Annotated in this window: 19 protein-coding genes and 1 riboswitch; of the genes, 9 read left to right on the top strand and 10 right to left on the bottom strand. The window is 55.7% G+C overall.

Translation table 11 applies throughout. From position 1 onward, the window contains the following. Window positions 1-399: 399 nt before the first annotated feature. Window positions 400-1,710, top strand: a complete 1,311-nt coding sequence (locus tag KRAC_RS45010) for an NAD(P)/FAD-dependent oxidoreductase (RefSeq protein WP_007918815.1) — start codon at window positions 400-402, stop codon at window positions 1,708-1,710. A 73-nt stretch (window positions 1,711-1,783) separates the two neighbouring features. On the opposite strand, the gene KRAC_RS45005 is transcribed toward KRAC_RS45010, so the two are convergent. The 7 genes from KRAC_RS45005 to KRAC_RS44975 all read right to left on the bottom strand — a co-directional run bounded on the left by KRAC_RS45005 (window position 1,784) and on the right by KRAC_RS44975 (window position 10,072). Next, window positions 1,784-3,340 (bottom strand): alkaline phosphatase family protein, encoded by a 1,557-nt coding sequence (locus KRAC_RS45005; protein WP_007918814.1) that lies wholly within the window; start codon window positions 3,338-3,340, stop codon window positions 1,784-1,786. A gap of 148 nt (window positions 3,341-3,488) precedes the next feature. Continuing rightward, the gene (locus KRAC_RS45000; RefSeq protein WP_007918812.1) at window positions 3,489-4,502 is read right to left on the bottom strand and encodes an alpha-hydroxy acid oxidase; all 1,014 of its coding nucleotides are present in this window, start codon (window positions 4,500-4,502) and stop codon (window positions 3,489-3,491) included. Window positions 4,503-4,732: 230 nt separating this feature from the next. After that, window positions 4,733-5,233: a hypothetical protein gene (locus KRAC_RS44995; protein ID WP_007918810.1), complete on the bottom strand. Its 501-nt coding sequence runs from the start codon at window positions 5,231-5,233 to the stop codon at window positions 4,733-4,735. A gap of 313 nt (window positions 5,234-5,546) precedes the next feature. Next, window positions 5,547-6,152 carry a riboflavin synthase gene (locus KRAC_RS44990; RefSeq protein ID WP_007918808.1) on the bottom strand — a complete coding sequence of 202 codons (606 nt, stop codon included), beginning with the start codon at window positions 6,150-6,152 and terminating at the stop codon, window positions 5,547-5,549. Window positions 6,153-6,180: 28 nt separating this feature from the next. Then, window positions 6,181-6,663 (bottom strand): 6,7-dimethyl-8-ribityllumazine synthase, encoded by a 483-nt coding sequence (ribH, locus tag KRAC_RS44985; RefSeq protein WP_007918804.1) that lies wholly within the window; start codon window positions 6,661-6,663, stop codon window positions 6,181-6,183. Continuing rightward, window positions 6,660-7,949 carry a 3,4-dihydroxy-2-butanone-4-phosphate synthase gene (gene ribB, locus KRAC_RS44980; RefSeq protein ID WP_007918802.1) on the bottom strand — a complete coding sequence of 430 codons (1,290 nt, stop codon included), beginning with the start codon at window positions 7,947-7,949 and terminating at the stop codon, window positions 6,660-6,662. Before ribB ends, ribH begins: the two co-directional genes overlap by 4 nt. 350 nt (window positions 7,950-8,299) lie before the next feature. Continuing rightward, window positions 8,300-8,457, bottom strand: a riboswitch (FMN riboswitch). Window positions 8,458-8,665: 208 nt separating this feature from the next. Further along, window positions 8,666-10,072: an outer membrane protein assembly factor BamB family protein gene (locus KRAC_RS44975; protein ID WP_007918801.1), complete on the bottom strand. Its 1,407-nt coding sequence runs from the start codon at window positions 10,070-10,072 to the stop codon at window positions 8,666-8,668. A 209-nt stretch (window positions 10,073-10,281) separates the two neighbouring features. Here KRAC_RS44975 and KRAC_RS44970 point away from each other — a divergent pair, with 209 nt between their 5' ends. The 7 genes from KRAC_RS44970 to KRAC_RS44940 all read left to right on the top strand — a co-directional run bounded on the left by KRAC_RS44970 (window position 10,282) and on the right by KRAC_RS44940 (window position 18,548). Continuing rightward, window positions 10,282-10,797, top strand: coding sequence for a MarR family transcriptional regulator (locus KRAC_RS44970; protein ID WP_007918800.1), 516 nt, complete (start codon window positions 10,282-10,284; stop codon window positions 10,795-10,797). Between the two features lie 3 nt (window positions 10,798-10,800). After that, the gene (locus tag KRAC_RS44965) at window positions 10,801-12,054 is read left to right on the top strand and encodes an epoxide hydrolase family protein (RefSeq protein ID WP_007918799.1); all 1,254 of its coding nucleotides are present in this window, start codon (window positions 10,801-10,803) and stop codon (window positions 12,052-12,054) included. Between the two features lie 275 nt (window positions 12,055-12,329). After that, window positions 12,330-13,229: an LLM class flavin-dependent oxidoreductase gene (locus tag KRAC_RS44960; RefSeq protein ID WP_007918797.1), complete on the top strand. Its 900-nt coding sequence runs from the start codon at window positions 12,330-12,332 to the stop codon at window positions 13,227-13,229. After that, complete coding sequence (locus tag KRAC_RS44955) at window positions 13,226-15,391, top strand: oxidoreductase (protein WP_007918795.1); 2,166 nt, start codon at window positions 13,226-13,228, stop codon at window positions 15,389-15,391. Before KRAC_RS44960 ends, KRAC_RS44955 begins: the two co-directional genes overlap by 4 nt. A gap of 21 nt (window positions 15,392-15,412) precedes the next feature. Continuing rightward, window positions 15,413-16,207, top strand: coding sequence for an SDR family NAD(P)-dependent oxidoreductase (locus KRAC_RS44950; RefSeq protein WP_007918794.1), 795 nt, complete (start codon window positions 15,413-15,415; stop codon window positions 16,205-16,207). Window positions 16,208-16,297: 90 nt separating this feature from the next. Beyond that, a complete protein-coding gene (locus tag KRAC_RS44945) occupies window positions 16,298-17,092 on the top strand; it encodes an enoyl-CoA hydratase family protein (protein WP_007918793.1) in 795 nt (264 codons plus the stop codon). Window positions 17,093-17,591: 499 nt separating this feature from the next. Next, window positions 17,592-18,548 carry a GvpL/GvpF family gas vesicle protein gene (locus tag KRAC_RS44940; RefSeq protein ID WP_007918791.1) on the top strand — a complete coding sequence of 319 codons (957 nt, stop codon included), beginning with the start codon at window positions 17,592-17,594 and terminating at the stop codon, window positions 18,546-18,548. Between the two features lie 81 nt (window positions 18,549-18,629). Here KRAC_RS44940 and KRAC_RS44935 read toward each other — a convergent pair whose 3' ends face one another. From KRAC_RS44935 to KRAC_RS44925, 3 genes are all read right to left on the bottom strand, one after another. Then, window positions 18,630-20,375, bottom strand: a complete 1,746-nt coding sequence (locus KRAC_RS44935; protein WP_007918790.1) for a serine/threonine protein kinase — start codon at window positions 20,373-20,375, stop codon at window positions 18,630-18,632. A gap of 178 nt (window positions 20,376-20,553) precedes the next feature. Then, window positions 20,554-20,967 carry an ester cyclase gene (locus KRAC_RS44930; protein ID WP_007918788.1) on the bottom strand — a complete coding sequence of 138 codons (414 nt, stop codon included), beginning with the start codon at window positions 20,965-20,967 and terminating at the stop codon, window positions 20,554-20,556. Window positions 20,968-21,114: 147 nt separating this feature from the next. Next, window positions 21,115-22,164, bottom strand: coding sequence for a S66 family peptidase (locus tag KRAC_RS44925; RefSeq protein ID WP_007918786.1), 1,050 nt, complete (start codon window positions 22,162-22,164; stop codon window positions 21,115-21,117). Between the two features lie 191 nt (window positions 22,165-22,355). Here KRAC_RS44925 and KRAC_RS44920 point away from each other — a divergent pair, with 191 nt between their 5' ends. Further along, window positions 22,356-22,691: a four-helix bundle copper-binding protein gene (locus tag KRAC_RS44920; RefSeq protein WP_007918785.1), complete on the top strand. Its 336-nt coding sequence runs from the start codon at window positions 22,356-22,358 to the stop codon at window positions 22,689-22,691. Window positions 22,692-22,703 lie beyond the last annotated feature (12 nt).

Here is a 22,703-nt window from a genome sequence, read left to right as displayed (position 1 = left end):
CGTGTGATGGTGCTTGGTCACAAGAAAAACTCGATCTCTTCCAACGCTGGATTACTTCTGGTATGTCACAATAGTCGCAGAAGCGCTCTGCATCAATGTCAAAAGCAGCAGAGGGGTATGACTTGAGGCAGGGCTAGGATCCTTGCCAAACTTCTCGCCATCCCTTGCATTCTGTAGATTCCGGCCTTTTACCAAAATTTACAGGTACTCAATGGTTCTGTCAAAACAACGGATTGGTCAAGGGACAGGCGTGAAGGCAGACGCCCCCAAAGAAACTTTTATGGGCAAAACACAGCTAAAAGTGCTATAATAAAGGCAGAAAGATAGAAGAAAAAAGATTTAAATGAAGGGCAATGAAGCCGAGCGAGGAACGATGGCGTTGCTGAAAGGATTTATACTATGTACGCCTCAAAAAACATACCTCGCGTACAAACTATGGATGGTATTCCCGCAGCGGAAGATCCTCTACCCCGGGTGGTAATTATTGGCGCAGGCTTTGCAGGCCTTAAGGCTGCGCTGCACCTGCGCAATGCTCCTGTTCATCTGACTGTGATTGATCGTACAAATCACCATCTCTTCCAACCTCTCCTCTACCAGGTTGCGACCGCGACGCTCTCCCCTGGCGAGATCAGCTCTCCCATTCGGCATGTGCTCAAGCGGCAGCGCAATGCTGAGGTGATCATGGCTGAGGTTACAGGTGTCGACACAGTCCAGAAGCGTGTTTTGCTTGGTGAGCGGAGCGTGCCGTATGATTACCTTGTCGTGGCAACGGGGGCGCGTGAGAAGTACTTTGAGCATGATGAATGGAAGCCGTTGGCTCCTGGCTTAAAGTCAATTGAGGACGCGCGTGCCATTCGCCACAAGCTCTTACACGCCTTTGAGACGGCTGAGCAGGAGCGCGATGTTGAGCGACAGAAAGAGCTTCTGACCTTTGTGATTGTGGGCGCTGGTCCGACTGGTGTCGAGATGGCAGGAGCTATCGCCGAGGTTGCGCGCAAGGTGCTAACGTCGGAGTTCCGCCACATTGACCCTTCGCTGGCGCGTATCGTCCTAATAGAGGCACATGAGTGGGTGCTGAGCGCTTTTCCAGAGAAACTCTCACATCGTGCCGAGCGCGAGTTGCGCCGTCTAGGTGTAGAGATTTGTACGAAGACCTTTGTGACACAAATTGATGAGCGGGGTGTCGTTGCCAATGGTGAGCGTATCCAGGCCTGCACGGTGTTCTGGACGGCGGGTGTTCAGGCTTCGCCCGCCGCGAACTGGCTGGACGTAGAGGCGGATGGCGCGGGTCGTGTGCCTGTAGCAGAAGATTTAAGCGTGCCAGGTTTAGAGAATGTCTTTGTGATTGGCGATACCGCGGCCTGTACATGGCGAGGTCGCCTCTTGCCGGGTGTGGCTCCAGTTGCCATGCAGCAGGGAGTGTATGTGGCGCGGCTCATCGCTGCCAGAGTGGCTGGTCGAGCTATGCAGCCCTTCCATTATGTGGATAAGGGTAACCTGGCGACCATTGGGCGCGGCTTTGCTGTCTTGCAAATGGGTCGTCTCAAGCTCTGGGGTTTTCCTGCCTGGGTGTTATGGCTGCTCATCCACATCTACTACTTGATTGGTTTCGAGAACCGCATCCTGGTCCTGATGCAGTGGGCCTGGGCTTATATCACGTTCCGGCGCGGCGTACGCCTGATCACCCAGGTTGAGCCTCTGGCCTCCTAAGTAGTTACCTTTAACCTAAAAAGCGGAGTGGCGCGGGATTGTCCCGCGCCACTCCGCTTTTTAGGTTAAAGGCTTAATTCCTGACGGGTTCGCCGGTGTTGGGATCGAGGATCAGACGGTGATCATCGTTTCCACCGTGGGAGAAGTTGAACATGTTCTGCATGCTGCCAGCGATGGCATCGGAAGACTGATCGCCGATGCGACCCGTGTTCCAGTTGTCTTCGATGAAGCGTAGGACAGAGCTCTGATCGGTGATGGCATGGTCGACATAGTTCTGCTTGGCGTAGGGTGAGATGACCATCAGGGGCAGGCGAGGACCGTAACCGCAGCGGCCAGAGTAGGTGCCAGCCTTGGGTGTGCCACAGGCACCGGTGCCGGTCAGGGCATCGTTAGGATCGTTCGACTGCATCAGGACGGGAGGCATGACATGGTCGTACCAGCCATCGGAGTCATCATACGAGATCACGACAGCGGTGCTGTTCCAGTCGCGGCTGCGCTGCAAGCGGTTGATGGTGTCAACCAGGAAGTGCTGCTCATCCAGAGGGTTGGAGTAGCCAGCGTGACCGTCCTGGTAAGCAGGGGCCTTCAGGAAGCTGACGGCAGGCATGTTGCCAGCGCCGATGGAGCTCCAGAAGTCGGTCATATCATACTGGTGGTTGGCCTGGTCGGTCTTACCAATCATCTTCGCCGAGCTAGGCGCCAGGTGATGGGGATTGGCGGTCGACTGGTAGTACTGGAAGGGCTGATGGTGAGGGATATAATCGGTGACGGTTGAGCCAGCGATATTCTTGTGGTTCGAGCCGCAGACGGCTTTACCATTGGTGGTAGCCGTTGGGCGGAAGCCACCCTCGAACCAGCCCCAGGTGACGTTCTTGCTGTTGAGCAGATCGCCAATGTTTTTGCCCGTTAGAGCACCATTGGTAGAGTTAGAGCAATCGTCATAGGTAGGATCGAAGTCGTTGAGTACGGAGCCATTGGAGATCATGGGATGGCCAGGGGATGCGAGAGTGCTAGGGGTGGCGCCGTGGGTCTGGCCCGAGATCAGATTCAGCGCGCCAGGGGTCGAGGGACCAAAGGTGGTGCCGAACGAGTTGTCGTTCATGGCATAGTTCTGAGCGTAGTTCCAGAGGCCCGTGACCGTGTTGCCATCATAGTAGTCCATCACGATAGACTTGTCTGGGCAACTGCCGCCGCTGGCGGACTCTACAAACTTATCGACCAGGCCATGATCATAGGCCTTCTGCTCGTCGGTGTAGGCATGATCCTGGTCGCAGGTGACGGCCTGAGAGCGGGCCAGGCGAGTTGGATTAGCCGAGTTTGGATTATTGGTCAGCAGAGCATCAGTGAGACCATTGACCGAGGGGGTACCTGGGAGCGCTTTGAATGTTGGCTCGCCCGCGCTGTTTTTGGCATTTGGATAGGTGCCAAAATAGTGGTCAAAAGAGACATTTTCCTGAAAGATAACAACAACGTGTTTGATTGGCGTCTGGGTTTTTGGCCCTGACTGCCAGTCTGGGGTGTTATCGGTCGGCGCGGCAAGCGCCGAACGTGCGACATTGAAGGACGCGAAGAGCACGCCTAGAAGTGCCACAACACCTAGAACAGCGAATAATTTACGCGATTTCTTCATACAGGTAGCGTCAACTCCTTTTCCGGATTTTTCCATAAGAGGTTGATTGAATTAAAATTGCCAATATTATATGCTCTGCGTCTTGATTGTATCGCTCCTATGTTAAGGTTTTGCTAAGTAAGCGTTAAAAGGTGCGAAATATTCTTTCTTAACGGCGAATGAGCGCGGGTGTGATCTGTTTGAGGGTTGGGGCGCCGCAGAGGGCCATCGCTAGCTCCAGCTCGTTGCGGAGGAGTTCCAGGACGTGGCGCACGCCCTCCTGGCCATTGACGGCCAGGCCCCAGAGAACTGGACGCCCAACGAGGACGGCGTGTGCACCTAGCGCCAGAGTCTTGATGACATCGGTACCCCGGCGAATGCCGCCATCAAAATAGATCTCGCAGCGTCCACTGCTTGCCTCTACTACCTCGGGGAGCGCCTCCAGGCTGGTAATGGCTCCGTCCAGTTGCCGCCCTCCGTGATTTGAGACGACGATGCCATCGGCACCATGCTCCAGGGCCAGAATGGTGTCTTCCGCTGTCAGGACGCCCTTGACCAGGATGGGGAGCGAGGTGAGCGATTTGAGCCAGGCCAGGTCTCTCCAGGTCAGCGAGGGCTTGAGTTTGGTGACGTCTGGTACATCGAAATTGGCCGATGCAGGCAGATGAAAGGCGTTGCGCAGGTCGCGCTCGCGGTTGCCGAAGCGCGGGACATCGACGGTCAGGACGATGGCTTTATATCCAGCTTGCTCGGCTCGCTGGACCACGTCGATCGTGATATTGTTGTCGTCAAAGACATACAGTTGGAACCAGAGTGGCCCACTGGCGGCTGCGGCCACATCTTCTAGCCTGCGGGAGGAGACTGAGGAGGCGGTCAGCAAGGTACCTGCCTGGCCCACGCCGCGAGCGGTCTCGCACTCGCCCTCGGGATGGGCAAAGCCGTGTTGAGCCGTGGGGGCGACCAGGATAGGCATAGAGACGGGGCAGCCCAGCACGCTTGTCGAGGTATCACAGGTGGTAACGTCTACGAGCATACGTGGCCGTAAACGAATATGGTCAAAAATGGCGCGGTTGGCGTGTAGCGTGATCTCGTCGCCGCTACCGCCCGCGTAGTAGTCCCAGTGAGCGGCGTTCATACGCACCTGGGCCGGGGCTTCGTAGTCCATTACGTTAAAATATTGCATGCAGTGCCTCCTACATTATTTCTCGCGCCTGCGGCGCTCGCCTGGTAGATGGTATGGGGCGCCAGGGTAGCCATAGGCTACCCTGGCGCCCCATACCATCTACCACAAATAATTAGCACACGGAGTCAGCTAAAATTAGCTTAGACCATTATGTAGGAGAAAGCAAGGTAGAAGCAAAAGGGGGAGGTTACGCAAAGGTAGTCGCCCCCTTTGGGTGAAGTATCCAGTTTTTAGCGTTCGGGGATATTAAGAGCATTCGCTACATCGTGGAGGACCTGGGTCTCCTGTGGGCTGATGTTCTGGCCAGCGACATTGCCCTTTTCGGTTGCGGCATTGGCGACATCCTGACCGACCTCTAGCAGCCAGAGCTTGAAGGACTGCGCTTCTTGAGGTGTACCCTTCGTTTGCAGAATACTAGATACCTGGCGACACTCCTCAATGCTTTGATCTCTCAAGCGCTGAGCATTGGACTGACTGAGGGCACTGCGCGCGGTATTAGTCCAGCTCTCGATCTGGTCACGACCAATGCCTTTAGGCATAATGTCTTGCACGAGCTGGCTGTCACGATGGCGATCAGCCGCCTGGCGCATGCTATTGACGATGGCCGTGCCCTCTTTGATGGAACCCACCAATCCGCTGGGGGATGCGGCTGCGACCGCGCCACCAACGCTCAGGGGTGCGTGACAGATAAGTTTCCATTCTTCGGTTGTAAAGTCAGACCTTGAAGTCATGATATGTATCCTTTCTTCTCTGGACTTCTCAGCGCCTGCGGCGCTTCGCGGGGTTAGGGAGTGTGGTGTGGGCGTCGCGAACGCGACGCCCACACCACACTCCCTAACCCGATTTTGAGGGTTAACCGAGTGCGCGATTGTATGGCGCAAAGTCCTGAATAGTTTTGTTCTCAATGCCAGTATACATAACGGGAAAATATTGGTTTCGTGCTCTGGACCGACGCTGCTGAAGCACGCGTCTACATATAATGGTACGAGGCATATCGCGCCATTATACGTAAACGCGTGCTTCAGCAGCGTCGAGCTATTATATTTACTGACGGATGGCTGCTTCTTGCCCTACATAGTGTTGCAGGTGTTGAACGACGTAGCGTCCGATGATATCGCTTTCGATGTTGAGTAGCATGCCAGGTCGCGCCTCGCCCAGGTTGGTGTGCTCCTGAGTGTAGGGGATGAGGGCGAAGGTAAAGTGGTCGGCCAGGACGTCGATGATGGTCAGGCTGACGCCATTTAGGGCGATAAAGCCCTTGGGGATGATATATGAGCGTAGTTCTGAGGGCAGGGCTACCTCGACCTGGAGGGCCATGCCATCCTGGGCGACGTTAAGGATGGGTGCAGTGGCCTCGATATGCCCCTGGACCATGTGTCCGCCGATGCGGCCCTGATTAGGGAGCGAGCGCTCCAGGTTGACCTTATCCCCAGGCTTAAGCGAACCCAGGCGCGTGCGGCGCAGGGTTTCGGGCATGGTGTCGACGTAGAACCAATCGGGTCCCATCTCGGTTACAGTCAGGCAGGTCCCGTCGACGGCTATGCTGTCCTTGATCTCCAGATCCGCCAGGACGAGCGAGGCGGAGATGGTGAGGCCACGCTCACCACAGGCTTTGAGGATCCCTAATTCTTCAACAATTCCAGAAAACATACTGCTTTCTCGCTTTCTTTGCTTTCTTTTAATTATGTGTATGCAATTGTTGCAGGCTGCGAGCCATCTCGACTGCGGCCCGGGCGCATTCTGTGGCGCGTTCGATGCGCTCTTCGGCCTGTTGCTGGCTCTCGGCGCAGATGACGCCGAAGATGATGGGGATGCCGCTCTCCAGAGCGAGGCGCTGGATGCCCTGTGCCGCGGCATCACTGACGACAACGTCATGGCGTGTGGCCCCCTTCATGATGCAGCCAATGCAGAGCAGGGCGTCGTAGTGCGCACTGGCGAGCATGCCATGGGCGAGGGTTGCCAGTTCAAACGCTCCAGGAACGCTACGGGCCTGGATGTGTTCGGGTGCGACGCCCAGGCGGATCAGTTCAGCGGTGGCCCGCTCAAGCATGGCGCCCGTGATGGCCCAGTTGTAGCGTGCAACGACGATACCGATGTGTAGATCTCGCCCATCCAGGTTGGGTTCGGGGAGGTGAATAGAGAGGTTTGGCGTTGTCATCATAGGATTGTTCCTTCCTGATTGGCATCATGCGATGTGCTGAGCTGTAAGAGATGACCCAGACGTTGCTGCTTGGTGGCGAGATAGCTCTGGTTTTCGGGTGTAGGTTCGATCTCCAGGGAGACACGCTCAACCTGGATTCCGCCTTCGTTCAGGGCCTGAATTTTGCGCGGATTGTTGGTCAGCAGGCGCACATGGGTCAGCGAGAGGTCGCGCAGGATAGCGAGCGCGCTATCATAGCGGCGCGCATCCACGGGATAGCCAAGCAGCTCATTGGCGCTAATCGTATCGTAGCCCTGGTCCTGCAAGGCGTAGGCCTGGATCTTGGCGCTCAGTCCAATGCCGCGCCCCTCCTGGGGCAGGTAGATGAGGATACCACGTCCCGCTTCGGCTATGCGCTGGAGGGAGGTATGGAGCTGGGCCTGGCAATCGCAACGCTGTGAGCCAAAGATGTCGCCGGTGGTACAGGCCGAATGCAGGCGTAATAGCGGTGGTTCCTGCCTGTCTGTTGCAAGGTCGCCGAGGATGAAGGTCAGGCAGTGCTGATCGCTGGCGATCTCCAGGTAGTCGCGCAGGAGAAAGTTGCTGTTCCCGATAGGGAGGCGGGTCGTGGCGATGAGGCGGACCTGCTCTTGTGAGCGATAGCGGGCGATAGCGTCCACGGTCACAATACCGATTCCCCACTGGCGCGCCAGGGCGTGCAATTCTTCGCCACGGGCCGCCTCACCCTCGTCGTTGAGCACTTCACAGATCACCGCTGCTGGCTCCAGACCTGCCAGGCGTGCCAGGTCAACCGAGGCTTCGGTATGCCCACGCCGCTCAAGTGTACCTTGGGGCCTGGCCATGAGTGGAAAGACATGTCCAGGTCGTGCCAGGTCGGAGGGCTGTGTAGCGGGATTGACCAGGGCGCGAATGGTTGTGGCGCGGTCGTGTGCCGAGATGCCAGTAGTCGTGCCAGAGCGTGCATCAACGGAGGATGTAAAGGCGGTCCCCTGTAGTGGCTGGTCTGACTGATCGAGCATGGGGAGCTTCAACGCGGCGAGTCGTTCCGCGCTGAGGGAGGTGCAGATTAGCCCGCGTGCCGAACGCAGCATAAAGTTAATGGCCTCGGGCGTGACAAATTGCGCTGCCAGGCAGAGATCGGCCTCATTCTCGCGCTCCTCGTCGTCACAGATGAGGACCATATTACCCGCGCGCATGGCCTCAATCGCCTCCGGCACGCTGATATAGTGTGTTTGTGGTCCCGCCTCTAATTCTTGAGCATGGATATTCAAGCCAAGAGTTTGCATAGCGCTTTCTCCTTGCGATTCCAAACAAGCAAGAATATCCTCGGAGGCAGAACATGGGGAAAGCAGTGTGAGTAACAGACATGGACGAGGAGACGAGCGCATCATAAGTAGCTCCGTACCTGATGCCCTTTAGGGTAGCAAGTAGCAGGCCTTAGTAGCGCTGAGAGAGGCCATGGCACGTATACGTAGACGGGTTTCTAAGCAGTGCGCAGCAGCATTGAACTATATGGCCCGACGCTGCCAAAGCACGCGTCTACATATGATGATACCATCATGTGTAGACGCGTGCTTTGGCAGCGTCGGGCCACACATTGGCACCATCATGTACGCGCATAGCGCTCATGTGGTTATTTCGTCTTCTCCCATCCAGACTATACTGTCGGCCCTGGAGTTTCACCAGATCCACCGTGGAACACGGGTCGCGGACTGTAACCGCCGGTCGGGAATTGCAGAGTTGCCTTCTCCTTAGAAAATGGCAATCTCTCCTCACCCTGCCCCGAAGACATTCAATTGTAAGAAAAACTTCTATTAAGAAAATAATACAAAATGTATCGAATGTCAAATCAAGGTATGCGCATCACAGGATTTTCAGTTTATCTGCCTTGGCTCTCAAACTCATCGGGTTAAGGGGTGTGGTGGCTGGTTGGCTGGCGGAGCCAGCCAACCAGCCACCACACCCCTTAACCCCTGAGCGCCGCGGGCGCGAAGGGAGCATACTAAGCAACCAGGTTGATGGAGGTGATGCCTGTGGTGGTGCCGATGAAGATCTGCTGGCCGCTGATGGTTGGCGTGGCGAAGCGTGTCGTCGCATCAATGGCTAGAGAGGCACGAGTGGAGCCATTAGCGCCGTTGAGCGCATAGAGTGTGCCCTGGGGGGCTAAGGTGTAGACTGTGTGACCGGCGATGATGGGCGAGCCATTGATCTGTGAAGGAGCCTTCCAGCCGGGGGTAATGCTGCCATCCGTATTGACAGTGATTTGCTGAACGCCATCGACGCAGGGAAGAAAGACCTGGCTCCCATCAGTGGCGGCGCCGCCGAAGGAGCGGCAGACGGTCTGCTCATTAAGCTGTCCTCCCACGCCACCTAGCGCGCGCGCGCGTACAACGTAGCCCTGACCGGACTTGCCCGCGCTAAAGATCAGGCCATTGGAGAGCAGGACGGGACTCATTGAGCCAAGATCGGCATCGGTAGAGTTATCCTGTGCCCACTGCTGGGGTGCGAAGCCTTCCTCAAGCTCAAGCTCAGGCGAGAGACGTAAGACGGAATCGGTATGGTCCCAATCTCCACCTGTAGATTCACCATTACCGACCGCAACATAAAGTTTCTGGTCGGCGTCGATAACTGGACCTGGAGGCGCCCAGATGCCTCCCTCGCGGTTGGTTGGTACCTGGTAGACGAGGAGCTTTCCCTGGCCATCGGTGCGTGAACCAATCACGGTCCCATGGTAGTTGCCACAGTCTCCAGCCAGGCCACCAAGCGCTACGTAGACCGTATTATTGGCGAGGGCGAGCGCCGCCCGCTGCTGGTGTGAAACTACCTCGATGCCAGGGGGGTCAATGTCGCGCCTGACCTTTACCTGGCCCGATTGGACATCGACGCCCACCAGGATATGAGCTGGTCCCTGGCTAATCTCCGCAACCGCGAAGACCAATCTGGTCGCGGGATCATAGACCGGCGTACCGGTAATTCCAAGAGGATCAATATTGCCACATGGCAGGTTGCTACGTGCGGCAGGCGTACCCACATGCCGTTGCCATTGTATTTGCCCTGTTTTAGCGTCCAGGGCGTAGAGCGTGTCATTCTCGGTTGCCACTATGACATGGCTGCCAATTACCAGTGGCTCGGCATACACTGCGCCATCCAGCTTAAGGTTCCAGGCCTTACTGAGGCTGCGTGGATCAGGTGTGTTTGCTAGATAGCCGCTACGCGCATCATCATGATGATACATGGTCCAATCCGTGCTACCAGAGGTGGCTATACTGGTTGGGAGGGTCGTGGGATGCGGATTATGAATGGGAGGCTTCCTGCTAATGGATGGCTGTGATCCATTTGTTGCGCAGGCCCCAAGTATAAGAGCCAGGCAACAGAGGAGTGAGAGCAACGAGATATGTTTTCCAGGCATGGTTTTCCTTTTCAAGAGTCCATGCCAGCATGGACCCTACAAAACGACGATTTACAGAGATAGTAATCAATATAATACACGTTTGATGTGTACCTGTTTTTCGAAAGTGCGCTACTGTCGATGTCTACACTGGTTGGCATGGTGTACATGAGAGACACCTTTCTTAATTTCAATAAGAAATTTATATAAATTTGTGATATAATAGGAGCATGGGAGATCATTTTTCTGCTGCTGACTTGAATGTCAGTGATTTGACGACCATCATTGAAGAATTTACGACGATCTTTATTCGATTACCCTCGGTGGAACGACTGAGTTTCACCACTCTTTCAGTGTTGCATACGCTCTCTCGCAAAGGCTCCATGCGGCTGACCGAGTTGACTGCAACAGAACAAATGACGCAACCGGCTATTACGCAAATGGTGAGACGGCTCGAACACGACGGATTGGTCGAACGCCGAGCAGATCCCCGCGATGCCCGTGCGGTGCTGCTACAACTCACCACACGCGGAGCACAGATCATCGAAGTACGCCACGCCGCGCGTGTGAAGCAACTTACCAGCTTGCTCGACCAATTGCCCCAAGAAGAACGTGGGGCAATTGCAGCCGCCTTGCCAGCTCTGGCCCATACGATCGAATTAGGAAGAAAGGCCGAGCTACCATTGCACCCCCTTCCTTCCGCCAGCGGCGAACAGCACGCGGAACGCGCAAAAGAAAAGGAGTGAACTATGCCTGGAAGCCAGGAAGGAGCCTCTCTGGCAGGCTCCTCGTTTCCACTTCAACCCACACCAATCCACGTCTCGGACGAACAACTCTCGGACCTTCGCGCACGGCTGAAGCGCACCAGATGGCCTTTGGGTGTTGGTAATGACGACTGGTATTATGGTGTTGGTCGAAGCTACCTTGAGGAACTTGTTGACTACTGGCTTAATGCCTACGACTGGCGCAAAGCGGAGGCAGCAATTAACCGCTACGAACATTACCAGGTGAACGTCGATGGCGTTCCTGTGCATTTCATGCGCAAACCTGGTGTCGGCCCGAACCCAGTTCCACTTATCTTGTCTCATGGTTGGCCGTGGACTTTTTGGCATTGGTCCAAGGTCATTGATCCGCTTGCGAACCCCGGTGCATTCGGTGGCGACCCTGCCGAAGCGTTTGATGTCATCGTACCCTCACTTCCCGGTTTCGGCTTCTCGACGCCCCTGCCAAACAACCCGGATATGAATTTCTGGAAGGTTGCTGATCTCTGGCACACCCTTATGACGGGCATACTTGGCTACGAAAAGTACGCTGCTGGTGGATGTGATGTCGGGGCACTGGTGACTGGCCAGCTTGGGCATAAATACGCCAACGAACTGTACGCGATCCATATTGGCTCTGCACAAAAGTTAAGTTTGTTCAATGGGGATCGTGCATGGGATCTCAGCGGCGGGCATCCCATTCCAGAGAGCGTTCCTGAGCACATCCGGACCGGGATCGTATCGCTCGATCGCCGTTTCGCTGCCCATCTAGCTGTGCATGTTCTCGATTCGAGTACCCTCGCATATGGACTCAGCGACTCCCCAGTGGGGATGCTCGCCTGGATTCTAGAACGATGGGCGAAATGGAGCGATAACGATGGCAATGTTGAGCACACCTTCTCGAAAGACGATATCCTCACGCACGCCATGATTTTCTGGGTTAATAATGCCATCGAAACCTCCATGCGCATGTACGCGAATGCAAACCGCTATCCGTGGGTACCCGTCCATGACCGCTGGCCAGTCGTCGAAGCTCCCACCGGTATCACGTTTGTGGCCTATGAGAACCCGCCTGGTGTTTCTACGGAGAACCGTGTGCAGCATTTCCTAAGCAGCGATCGGGCATCCTGGTACAACCACGTGAACGTCACTCTTCACGATCGCGGTGGTCACTTCATCCCCTGGGAAATCCCGGACGGTTGGATTGACGACTTGCGCCGCACCTTCCGTTATTACCGATAGTCCAACGAGGAGGAATAGCTTAAAGATCTAATCTGCTGGACTTTTCTGCTCAAGATACCTACACCTTACCCAAAAAAGTGCGGTTGTAGTGGTTATGCTCACTCAACGTGTAGGCACGTACGTCAGTAGCGCACTGCCCACCCATCGGTTATCGTGCCATATTTGCGTACGCGCCTATTCAAAGGCTGCTGCTTGAGATATGGCGATACGATGTGACATACTGTTAAGTGATCCAGCCAGAAAAAATGGAAAAAAAGTAACAAGGGGGTTACTCTATGCGCGTCGGAATAGGCTTACCTGGCGGTGTGCCGGGCACCGATGGACACCTCATGGTAGAATGGGCGCGCCAGGCAGAATATGGCCCTTTCTCCAGCCTGGGTGTCATTGATCGCGTCGTCTACGATAGCTATGATCCTCTTACCGCGCTTACTGCCGCCGCCGCTGTGACACGGCGTCTCCAGCTTGTTAGCATGATCATTATCGCTCCCCTGCGCAATCCTATGCTCCTCGCCAAGCAAGTGACCAGCATTGATGCCCTCTCGGATGGCCGCCTCGTCTTGGGTGTGGCCGTTGGCGCACGCCAGGACGATTACGATGCCGTTGGCATTGAGTACCAGGAGCGTGGCCGCAGTTTTACCGAGATGCTGGGAATGCTGCGCGATCTGTGGGATGATCCAGCCTTTGGTCCGGTGAAACGGCGCGCGGGTGGGCCCCCGCTGCTGATAGGGGGACAGAGCGACCAGGTTTTCTCCCGCATAGCGCGCTATGGGGAGGGCTATGTGCATGGTGGAGGTCCACCTAAGACCTTTGCGCGTGCGGCTGCCAAGGCCCTTGCCGCCTGGAGCGACATGGGGCGTCCAGGTAGGCCGCAACTGCGCGCCCAGGCCTATTTCGCCCTTGGTGAAGAAGAGAAGCTACATGGCATGAGTTATCTGCGCGACTACTATGCCTTTACAGGTCCCTTTGCCCAGAAGATCGCCGAAGGATTGCTGACTACTCCCCAGGCCATTGCACAATACCTGCGGGGCTACGCTGAGGCGGGCTGCGACGAGGTCATTCTCTTCCCCACCGTCCCGCGTATCGAGCAGGTCGAGCGCCTGGCAAAGGTGCTACAAGGTCTGGGTTACTCCAATGGGCATACCGTCGCGAGAAAGGGTGAGAGGGGTGGCTGGTGAAGATAGTTATCCTGGGTGGAGGGCCAGCTGGCCTCTACTGTGGTCTCCTGCTCAAGAAGACACATCCCGATTATGATATCACTATTCTTGAGCGCAACCAGCCCGATGTGACCTATGGCTGGGGCGTCGTCTTCTCGGATCGGACGTTGTCATCCTTCCAGCATGCCGATTACCCTACCTACGAACAGCTCACCAGTGGCTTTGTGATTTGGGACGCAATTGATGTCTACTACCGTGGAGAGACCATCCGCTGTGGTGGTCACGTTATCGCCAGCGTCTCGCGCGTCTTCCTGCTCGACATCCTGCGTCAGCGCTGTGCCGAACTGGGCGTGAACCTGCGCTTCGGCTACCCGGTACAGGATCTGGAGCAGCTTGGTCCCTATGATCTTCTGATCGCGGCCGATGGGATCAATAGCGTCGTGCGTCAGGCCTACGCCGAGCATTTCAAGCCGAAAATAGAGCCAGGCAAGGCGCGCTATATCTGGCTCGGCGTCGATAAGGTGCTCGACGCCTTCACCTTTATCTTTCAAGAAAATGAACACGGCCTCTTCCAGGTCCATGCCTATCCCTCCAGCGGCTCCTCAAGCACCTTTATTGTTGAGTGCACCGAGCAAACCTGGCTGAGCGCGGGCCTGGACCAGGCGAGTGAGGAGGAGAGCCTGGCCTATTGTGAGCGGCTCTTTGCCGACTTCTTACAGGGCGCGCCCCTGCTCTCCAACAAGTCGCGCTGGATCAATTTTCCCACGCTCAAGACGCGGCACTGGCACCACAAGAACATCGTGCTGCTTGGAGACGCCGCACATACGGCGCATTTCTCCATCGGCTCAGGCACCAAGCTTGCCATGGAGGACGCTATCAAGCTCGCCGAGGCCCTGGCGGGTGCAAGTGACCTGGAGAGCGCGCTCAATACCTACGAGCTTGAGCGCAAGCCAGTCGTGGAGCTATTCCAGCGGGCGGCCCAGGAGAGCCGCGTCTATTTCGAGACCTTGAGTCGCTACCTGGACCTTGATCCTATGACCTTCGCCTTCCAACTGCTGACACGTAGCGGACGCGTGACCTATGATGATTTGCGTCTGCGTGACACCCATTTTGGTGATGCCATCGCGCGTCACTGGGCCTCTCAAGCTCAGCATACCGTATTGGGTGATTCCGTCTGCCCTTCTCAGGGGGTAGAGCCGTTGGTCGCGCCTCCTCCGCTCTTCACGCCTTTTAAGGTGCGTGACCTGCTGCTGACTAACCGCGTTGTTGCTCAGCCAGGAGCGCCAGAAGAGGCTGAGGCGGGTTGTCCTGCTCCCGCGTATGCTGAGCGCCTGGAGAGGGCCATTGCCAGCGGTACGGGCCTGGTCATGAGCGAGATGGTGGCTGTGGAGGCTGCCGGGCGCATTCATCCCGGCAGCCTGGGGCTCTATCAGCGCGAGCATCTGGAGGCCTGGCGAGCCATCGTCTCAGCCGTGCATGTGCGCCCTGGCGCGAAGATCGGCCTGCAACTTGGGCATGCGGGGCGGCGTGGCGCGACCTATCCTCGCTCGCAGGGCCTGGATAGACCTCTCAGTGAGTGTGCCTGGCCACTTATCTCGGCCTCGCCCATCCCCTATACGGCGCGCAGTCAGGTACCCGAAGAGATGCAGCGGGAGAGCATGCAGCGCGTTTGCCAGGCCTTTGTCGCTGCGACCCACATGGCGCAGGAGGCTGGCTTTGACTTGCTAACCCTCAATTATGCCCATGGCTATCTGCTTGCAAGCTTTCTCACGCCGCTTACTAATAAACGTGAAGATATATATGGCGGCTCACTTGAGAGGCGAATGCGCTACCCCCTGGAGCTCTTTGAGACCGTGCGCCAGGCCTGGCCCGCTAAGAAGCCCCTGGCCGTCTCGCTCAGCGTGAGCGATTGCCAGAAAGGCGGGATAGAGGTGGACGAGGCCATCCAGGTCGCGCGCCTCCTGCGCGAGCAGGGCTGTGATCTCCTTATCGTCGAGGCAGGGCAGACCACGCCAGCCAGCGAGCTTACCTATGGCTGTGGCTTCCTCACCGCGCTCAGCGACCGTGTGCGCAACGAGGCGGGCATCCCCACCCTCGTCGGTGGCTACCTGACCACCAGCAACGAAATCAACACCGTCCTGGCAGCCGGTCGCGCTGACCTCTGCCTCTGGCACAGCGAATGAATAGAAACGTGAGGACGAACTATGACACAAGAGCAATATTTGCCGTTGGCGGGGAGACGCGCCATCGTCACAGGCGCGGGTCGGGGGATTGGACGCAGCATCGCCCTGGCGCTGGCGGAGGCTGGGGCTACCGTTGGCGTAACGGCGCGCTCGGCTGAAGAGCTAGAGCAGCTCGTAAGCGAGATCAAGGCGAAGGGGCGTGAGAGCCTGGCTGTGTGCTGTGATGTGACCGATCCCGAGCAGGTGCGCAGCATGGCGCAAACGCTCCAGGCAGGCCTGGGTGGTGTCGATATCCTGGTCAATAACGCGGGGAACGCGGGCAGCCATAAGTTTGTGGATCATCCCGATGAACTCTGGCATCGTATGCTGACCATTAACCTGACCAGCGTCTACTACGTCTGCAAGGCCCTGACGCCGACCTTTATTGAGCAGCGTGGAGGGCGCATCATCAACATCGCCTCTATCGCCTCGCGTGTGGGGGATCGCTATATTGCTGCCTACACGGCCTCCAAGCATGGCGTGCTCGGTCTGACGCGCGCCCTGGCTGCTGAACTGCTTCCTTATAATGTGACAGTAAACGCCATCTGTCCTGGCTACGTTGATACGCCCATGACGGATGGCAATGTGCGCAATATGATGACCCTGACTGGCAAGAGTGAGGAGCAGGTCCGTGACTTCCTGGCTAAGACAAGCCCCCAGAAGCGCCTGATCGCACCAGAGGAGGTAGCGGGCCTGGCGGTCTACCTCGCTCAGGACATCGCCAAAGGCGTCACAGGCCAGGCCATCAACCTCGATGGCGGCGGTGTCATGTCATGATAAAGGTAAAGAAGTGCTGGTTGCTGGCTGGCAAAGCCAGCCAGCAACCAGCACTTCTTTACCTTTATCTACAACAAGCAAAGGATCTTTATGAATTACGACTTTCTTTATGAGGTAGGCGAGGACGGGATTGCTCACATTACGCTTAATCGGCCCGAGGTCATGAATGCCCTGACCTTTGATATCTATGCGCAGTTACGCGACCTCTTTGCCGGGCTACGCGGCGATGACGAGGTGCGTGTAGTAGTGCTGACAGGTGCGGGCGAGCATTTCTGCTCCGGCGGGGATGTGCATGGAATTATTGGTGAGCTATTTAAGCGCGACATGAAGGGGCATCTGGAGTTCACGCGCATGACAGGCGCGGTCGTGCAGCATATGCGCCTCCTCGACAAGCCTATTATTGCGTCCCTCAATGGCATGACGGCGGGCGCGGGCGCAGTCTTGGCCCTGGCCTCAGACCTGCGCCTCGCCTCGGAGAAGGCACGCATCGCCTTTCTCTTCTCGCGTGTGGGTCTGACAGGCGCAGACATGGGGGCGGCGCACATGCTGCCGCGCGTTATTGGTATGGGGCGCGCCACCGAACTCTTGATGCTCGGCGATACCATCGATGCCACGACCGCCGAGCGCTACGGGCTTGTAAATCGCGTCGTTCCACACGAGGAGCTACGGGAGGCCACCCTGCAATGGGCGCGCAAGCTGGCTCAGGGTCCGGGTTTCGCTCTCTCCATGACTAAACACATGCTCAACGCCGAACAGCACATGGACATCGTCTCCGCGCTGGAGGCCGAGGCCCAGGCTCAGGCCTTGATGCTCATGGGCGAGGACCATCGCCTCTTCTACGAAGCGGCCAAAGATAAACAGAAGCCAAAGTTCACCGACCGCTAGAGTGAAGGCCGCGCCTACATATAATGGTACGGGAACCTCGTACCATTATATGTAGGCGCGTGCTTTAGCAGCGCAGCCCCCCCGCAGCGTCATCTCACTACTTATTTGCCTTTACCGAAGATGCCCAGGAATTTTTTTCGCGTTTTCCTTTTCTTGGGTCTGCTAAGGGGCAGCAAAGGTTTTTTCTTCAATTTACTCAATGGATTCTTTAATTTGCTCTGGCGTTTAGGGAATAGGCCCATAACTTGCTCCTTCATCTACGTGGCTGACACATCTTCTTCTGGTCTCTCTCATCAGAGAAGTAAGAGCTATCAGATATAAGTATACAAACAAGCAATAATACTGAGCCTTGCCCTTTATGCTATGTAAGCGCGAGGCCTGAACCCTTTATAGATATTGAGCAGCGCGGCGACTGCTGCACTCCTAAAAGAAGTTGACGTTATCGGGTGCCTGTATACTAGTCATGTCTAAAGAGTGTCAGGTAAGTAGGGGGTGTGTTATGAAAGATGGCTTATACGTTTACGGCATCATTAAGGAAGCGGGTCCCCAGGAATTTGGTGAGATCGGCATCGGGAACAACGCGCATGCCAGGGTATTTGCTCTAGGTCATCAAGGGCTGGCTGCTATAGTCTCTCATAGCCCCTGGCGCGTCTATGAGTCTCTCTCTAGAGAAGAGGTCATCAAAGACCTGGCCATTCATCAACTGGTTACTGAGAAAGTGATGCAGCGGTTTACGATTGCGCCAGTTAAATTTGGCACACTGCTCGAGAGTGAGGATGAGGTACGCGCGTTTCTGACCAACGACGCTAATCTGTTGGCTGGCCTATTAGACGAGATTGCAGGGAAGATCGAGTTAGACCTCGTCGCCTGGTGGGAGCTTGCGAAAATAATTGCCACCCTTCCGGGTCGCAATGTTGAGGTTCGGGAGCAACAGCGCAAACTGGCGCTCAAAGGCGAGAATGTAAGCCTTGAAGATAAAATTCTCCTGGGTCAGTGTATCGAACGCGCGCTTAAAGAGGAGAAGGAGAAATGCTTGCAGGTCATAACTCAGACTCTTGGCAAAGTAGTGCTGGACACCTCTCTCCATGATCTGGCCAATGATGAGATGATCATCAATGCCGGCTTTTTACTTGAGAAGTCTAAAGAAGAGCTGTTTCATGCGACTGTGGAGGCCCTGGATCAGACTCTGGAGGGGAATATCAATTTTCGCATTGTGGGTCCCTTACCTCTCTACAGTTTCTCTACCATTGTCTTTCACAAAATTGACGTGGCCGAAGTTGAAGATGCCAGGAAAGAATTAGGTATCTCTGGTGAGCTAACAGAGCAAGCCGTGCGCAATGCATACCGCCAGCGAGCCTGCCTCTTAGCGATCCGCGAATTTCTAGCCAGCCAGGAAGAAGATGTCGAAAAATTATTTGTCACCAGGGAACACTTTATAGCAGCCATGAAAGAATAGTCGAGTAGTATGATGTGCTGGCTACTGGCGGCCGCCAGTAGCCAGCACATCATACTACTCGAAATAAGTTGCGTATGGACCCTACGACCAGATCGCCAGGTTCTGGAAACTGGCCTCTACGGGCCCATTCTGCGCATCCGCTAAAAAACCAATATGGCCACTGTGGTAGGTTGTGTCCTGTACCGTGGTTTGAAGGACGCCATTGATGTAGAGGTCAAAGGAGCTATTGTGGGCGTAGAGGCCCAGGCTATTGCTCGTTCCTGTCCCCGTTTTGATATCTGATGACCTATTGTTTACAAGCACGCGAGCATGAGCGCGTGTATTATCGGTATAAACGATGAGCTGGTAGCTGCCATTTAGGTTGATCTGGAAGGCATAGCATACGCCCTCTCCCTGCTGCTCATCAAAGATTACACCGCCGGTATCCCCTTTCAGCATGCGCAAATCGACCTGGAGCTTGAAATTGGCCTCGTTCGTCGCGCCTGCGGTACAGGTTGTGAAGTTGCCCAGCGTCGACTGGCTGACGTGATAGGCTTGCTGTTGAAAGGCACATTTACCCGCTCCATCCTTGCTTATCTCCCAGTTGAAGGCGGCTCCATTATCTGCAAGCGAACTGCTAAGCGAGGGTTTGACGTTAGTTGTGAAAGTCGCCGCTGGATTTGCTTGAATGACGTTCGGCGACTGTGTGCTCGGCTGATTATATATAAGGAAATAGCCCAGCACGCCAATGATGCTTAGTCCAATCAGGAAACCCAGCAGGAGGGGCATAAGTGTGCCTGAGCCTGAACGCTTGTGTCTCGGCGCGACAGGCTGAAAGGCTGCGCTCACCTGGCTGCGAGGCTCAACATTTTGCCAGGTATTCTCTTCGGGCCCAGCAGGCTGGCGTCTATGCATAGGTACAGTTTGTTCGCCTGTATGATAGAGCTTCACGGACCTTTGAGCCTGGACCGCGATGGCGTCTGAGTTGGGGGCGTGCGCCAGGGCGCTCTTCAAGGCCCATGCGAAGTCAGTCACATCTGGATAGCGCTCACCCGGCTCTTTGCGCAAAGCACGTAGTAATACGTTATCCGCTGCCTGAGGCAGGTTAGGATTAAGCGTGCTGGGTAGAGGTGGCGTGACGTGAGTATGCTGGTAGGCGAGCTGGGCCTTGCCGCCACGGAAGGGTATGCGGCCCGTGAGTAGCTCATAGGCCATGACTGCGAGCGCGTACTGGTCGCTGGCGAAGACCGGGTGACCTTGAAGCAGTTCTGGCGCCATATAGGGTGGCGTGCCTCGAATCTGTGTGCTGGTCGTCATCATAGTTGCCAGCCTGGCGATGCCGAAATCCGAGAGAAAAATATCCGGCAGCCCCACGACCTCAGTATCCTGAACGCGAATTAGAAAGTTAGAGGGCTTCACATCGCGGTGAATAATCTCGCGATCATGGGCATGTTGCAGCGCGCTCGCGGCTTGTGTTACCAGGTGGGAAACCTCGTGTGGCGGTCTGGGCACCGTACCCCGCTCGCGCCACCACTGCTCAAGGGTCCCATCCTCAAAATACGGCATCACCATGTATGCCAGCAGCATCCGTCTCTGCATCTGCTGCCCCGAATCGAAGAGTTGTACAATATAGCGATGGTTCAGGCGTGCGATGGCCTGAAGTTCGCGCTTGAAGAGCTGGATATTCCTCTCCACATCCTGTTGCAGAGAGGTGTCAATTTTAAGCACCTTAATCGCGACATAGCGTGGTACACGTGGATCTTCAGCCAGGTACACCTCGCCCATGCCGCCATTCCCCAATACATGCAGCAGCCTGTAGTGTCCAAGCGTAGAGCCTTCCAGTTGCATCCTCGTATCCTTTACGCCCGCTATGTAGATTTGTAGAGATAGCCCATTCTATAACATGCCTACTATTGTATGACGCGAAAGGATGCCGTTCTTCAAAAGGTGTTTTTTGGGTTCGTAATTAGATGATGTGGTGCACCGTGGCAGCCTGATGGCTGCCACGGTGCACCACATCATCTAATTAACCACCAATGGGCATGCCAAGCTGTTGGGCCAGGTTCAGGCCGTCCTGGGAACTCCACAGCTCGACGATCTTGCCATCGGCGATGCGCAGGAAGTCCGCGCCTGTCAACACAATCTCTTTGCCTGTGGGGGGAAAGCCTGCGAACATGCCTTTATGCCTGCCGCGCCTGGCGAAGCGGAAGGCGACGATATCGCCCTCGCCAATCATATGTATGACTGTATGCGTGGCATCGGGAAAACCACTGCGAAAAGTAGCGATGTTCTCTTTGACGCCTTCGGGACCTGGCGCCTGGTGTGGGCGTGTGTGATCCACAAAATCTGGAGCCAGGACTTCTTCTGCGATATCCAGGTTGCCTGTATCCCACATCTCCAGATACCTCTGGACAACGGCTTTATTGGCTTCAATACTCATCAGAGTCTCCTTCTCTCTCGGCCCGACGCGTCGGGCAGCAGCTTTTTGCATACCATTGTGTACGCAGCCGCTCTATCCACTGCTTCTTATACTTCCAACCACAGCAAATAGTTTCTACACCAGGAAAGAGAAGGTTCCAGTAGCGGGCTAATATCGCACAAACACGCGTTTCTCGATCCCATCGATGCGTACATAACCACCGCTGGGTACCATGAACTGGGGATCAGTATGGCCAAAGTCCATATTGAAGATGACTGGCATGGAAGGATGGTATTCTTGCAGAGCCTTCAATATAGCCTCTTCTTGCTCTCGATTGTATGTGTATTTCTGCTCGGTAGAGAGCTGACGATCAAAATTCCAGGTCTTGGGACGTCCCATAAGCAGTGCGGAGAACTGCTGTAGCAGCCCACGCTCGCCCATGCCAATAAGAACGCGGTAGACATATTCTGCCGAAGGCATCTCCTCGGAGGTCTCCAGGAAGAGCACGCAATCTTTATAGCGCTCAAGTGGCTGGAGGTAGCGGTGTGCGCGCAGGTGATAGTCGACAATCTCCAGGCAGCCACCCCAGGCTGTGCCTTCGATGATGCTGCCCGCGTTGTGCCATTTCCAGCCAGGATTGCTGAACATAGGTACGCGCAGACGTAGCTTCTCCGGCTCTCCCCAGTTATAGTTCTCGTCGGACCACTCTGACGCGGGCATGATCTCAAACTCGCCATCCTGGAAGAGGGCGTGGCGCAGCGACTCCACCGTATATTCATCCATCGCATAGTAGCGACCAAACTGTGTCATGATCGCGCCTCCATAGAAGGAGACGATGCCCAGGTTCCAGAGATACATGTGCAGATTCGTGGCGTCGCTATAGCCCAGAAAGGGTTTGGGATGAGCGCGCAACACCTCTGGGTCCAGGTGTTTTAACACCTTGATCTGGTCATCGCCACCAATCGAGCAGATAACAGCCTTGATCTCGGGATCTGCGAAGGCCGCCATGATATCGCGCGCGCGCGCCTCTGGAGATGTGTTCATCTTGCGAGTGCAGGAATATTCCACGGGTATCAGGCCAAAGTTCTCGCGCAAACGTTGCAGACCCAGGTCAAAGACCTCGGGAAAGATCTCGGGCAGGCCCGCCGAGGGCGAGAGTATGGCCACCTTGTCTCCGGGCTGTAACTTTACGGGATAGATAAATTGCTTGTTCTGCATATGTTATTAACAGACCTCCTTGCGTCTCAACTATAAGTTCTTAGTGTAGCATGCGTGGGCAAGCGAGCATGAGCTATATGGCTCTGATACGCTGTTGAGGTATTTTTCCCTGTTATACCGGAGTTAATTTCTTAGGCGGCGTGACGTGTAGTGAGTAGGGCCATAGCAACGTTAGAAAGGAAGATGATAGTATGGCAGAGAGTAGTTCCCCATTAACAGGTCAAGTGCAAGATACTATTCGTGATTGTTTACGGTGTCACACAGCATGTATGGAATCTGCAGTGATTGCTAAGCAGAAGCAAGCCGCACATGGCAACGTGATGCTTGACTGTTCAGAACTGGCCCTGGTCACAGCTCATATGTTGCTACGTGATTCTCCATTAGCTGGTTATGCCTGCCAGGCGTGCTCATCCGCCTGCGCACATTGCGCTGATGTCGCGAGCCGGATTGGAGATACCGACTGTGCTAATGCCTGCCGTGCCTGTGAGAATGCCTGTACTCAACTGGTCAAGATGGTACCCTTCTAGGGTCTCTACCCT

The organism is Ktedonobacter racemifer DSM 44963 (assembly GCF_000178855.1).
GTDB classification, from domain to species: Bacteria; Chloroflexota; Ktedonobacteria; order Ktedonobacterales; family Ktedonobacteraceae; genus Ktedonobacter; species Ktedonobacter racemifer.
The sequence above is the reverse complement of the archived record's forward strand: the minus strand, read 5'-3'. Positions and strand labels throughout refer to the sequence as shown.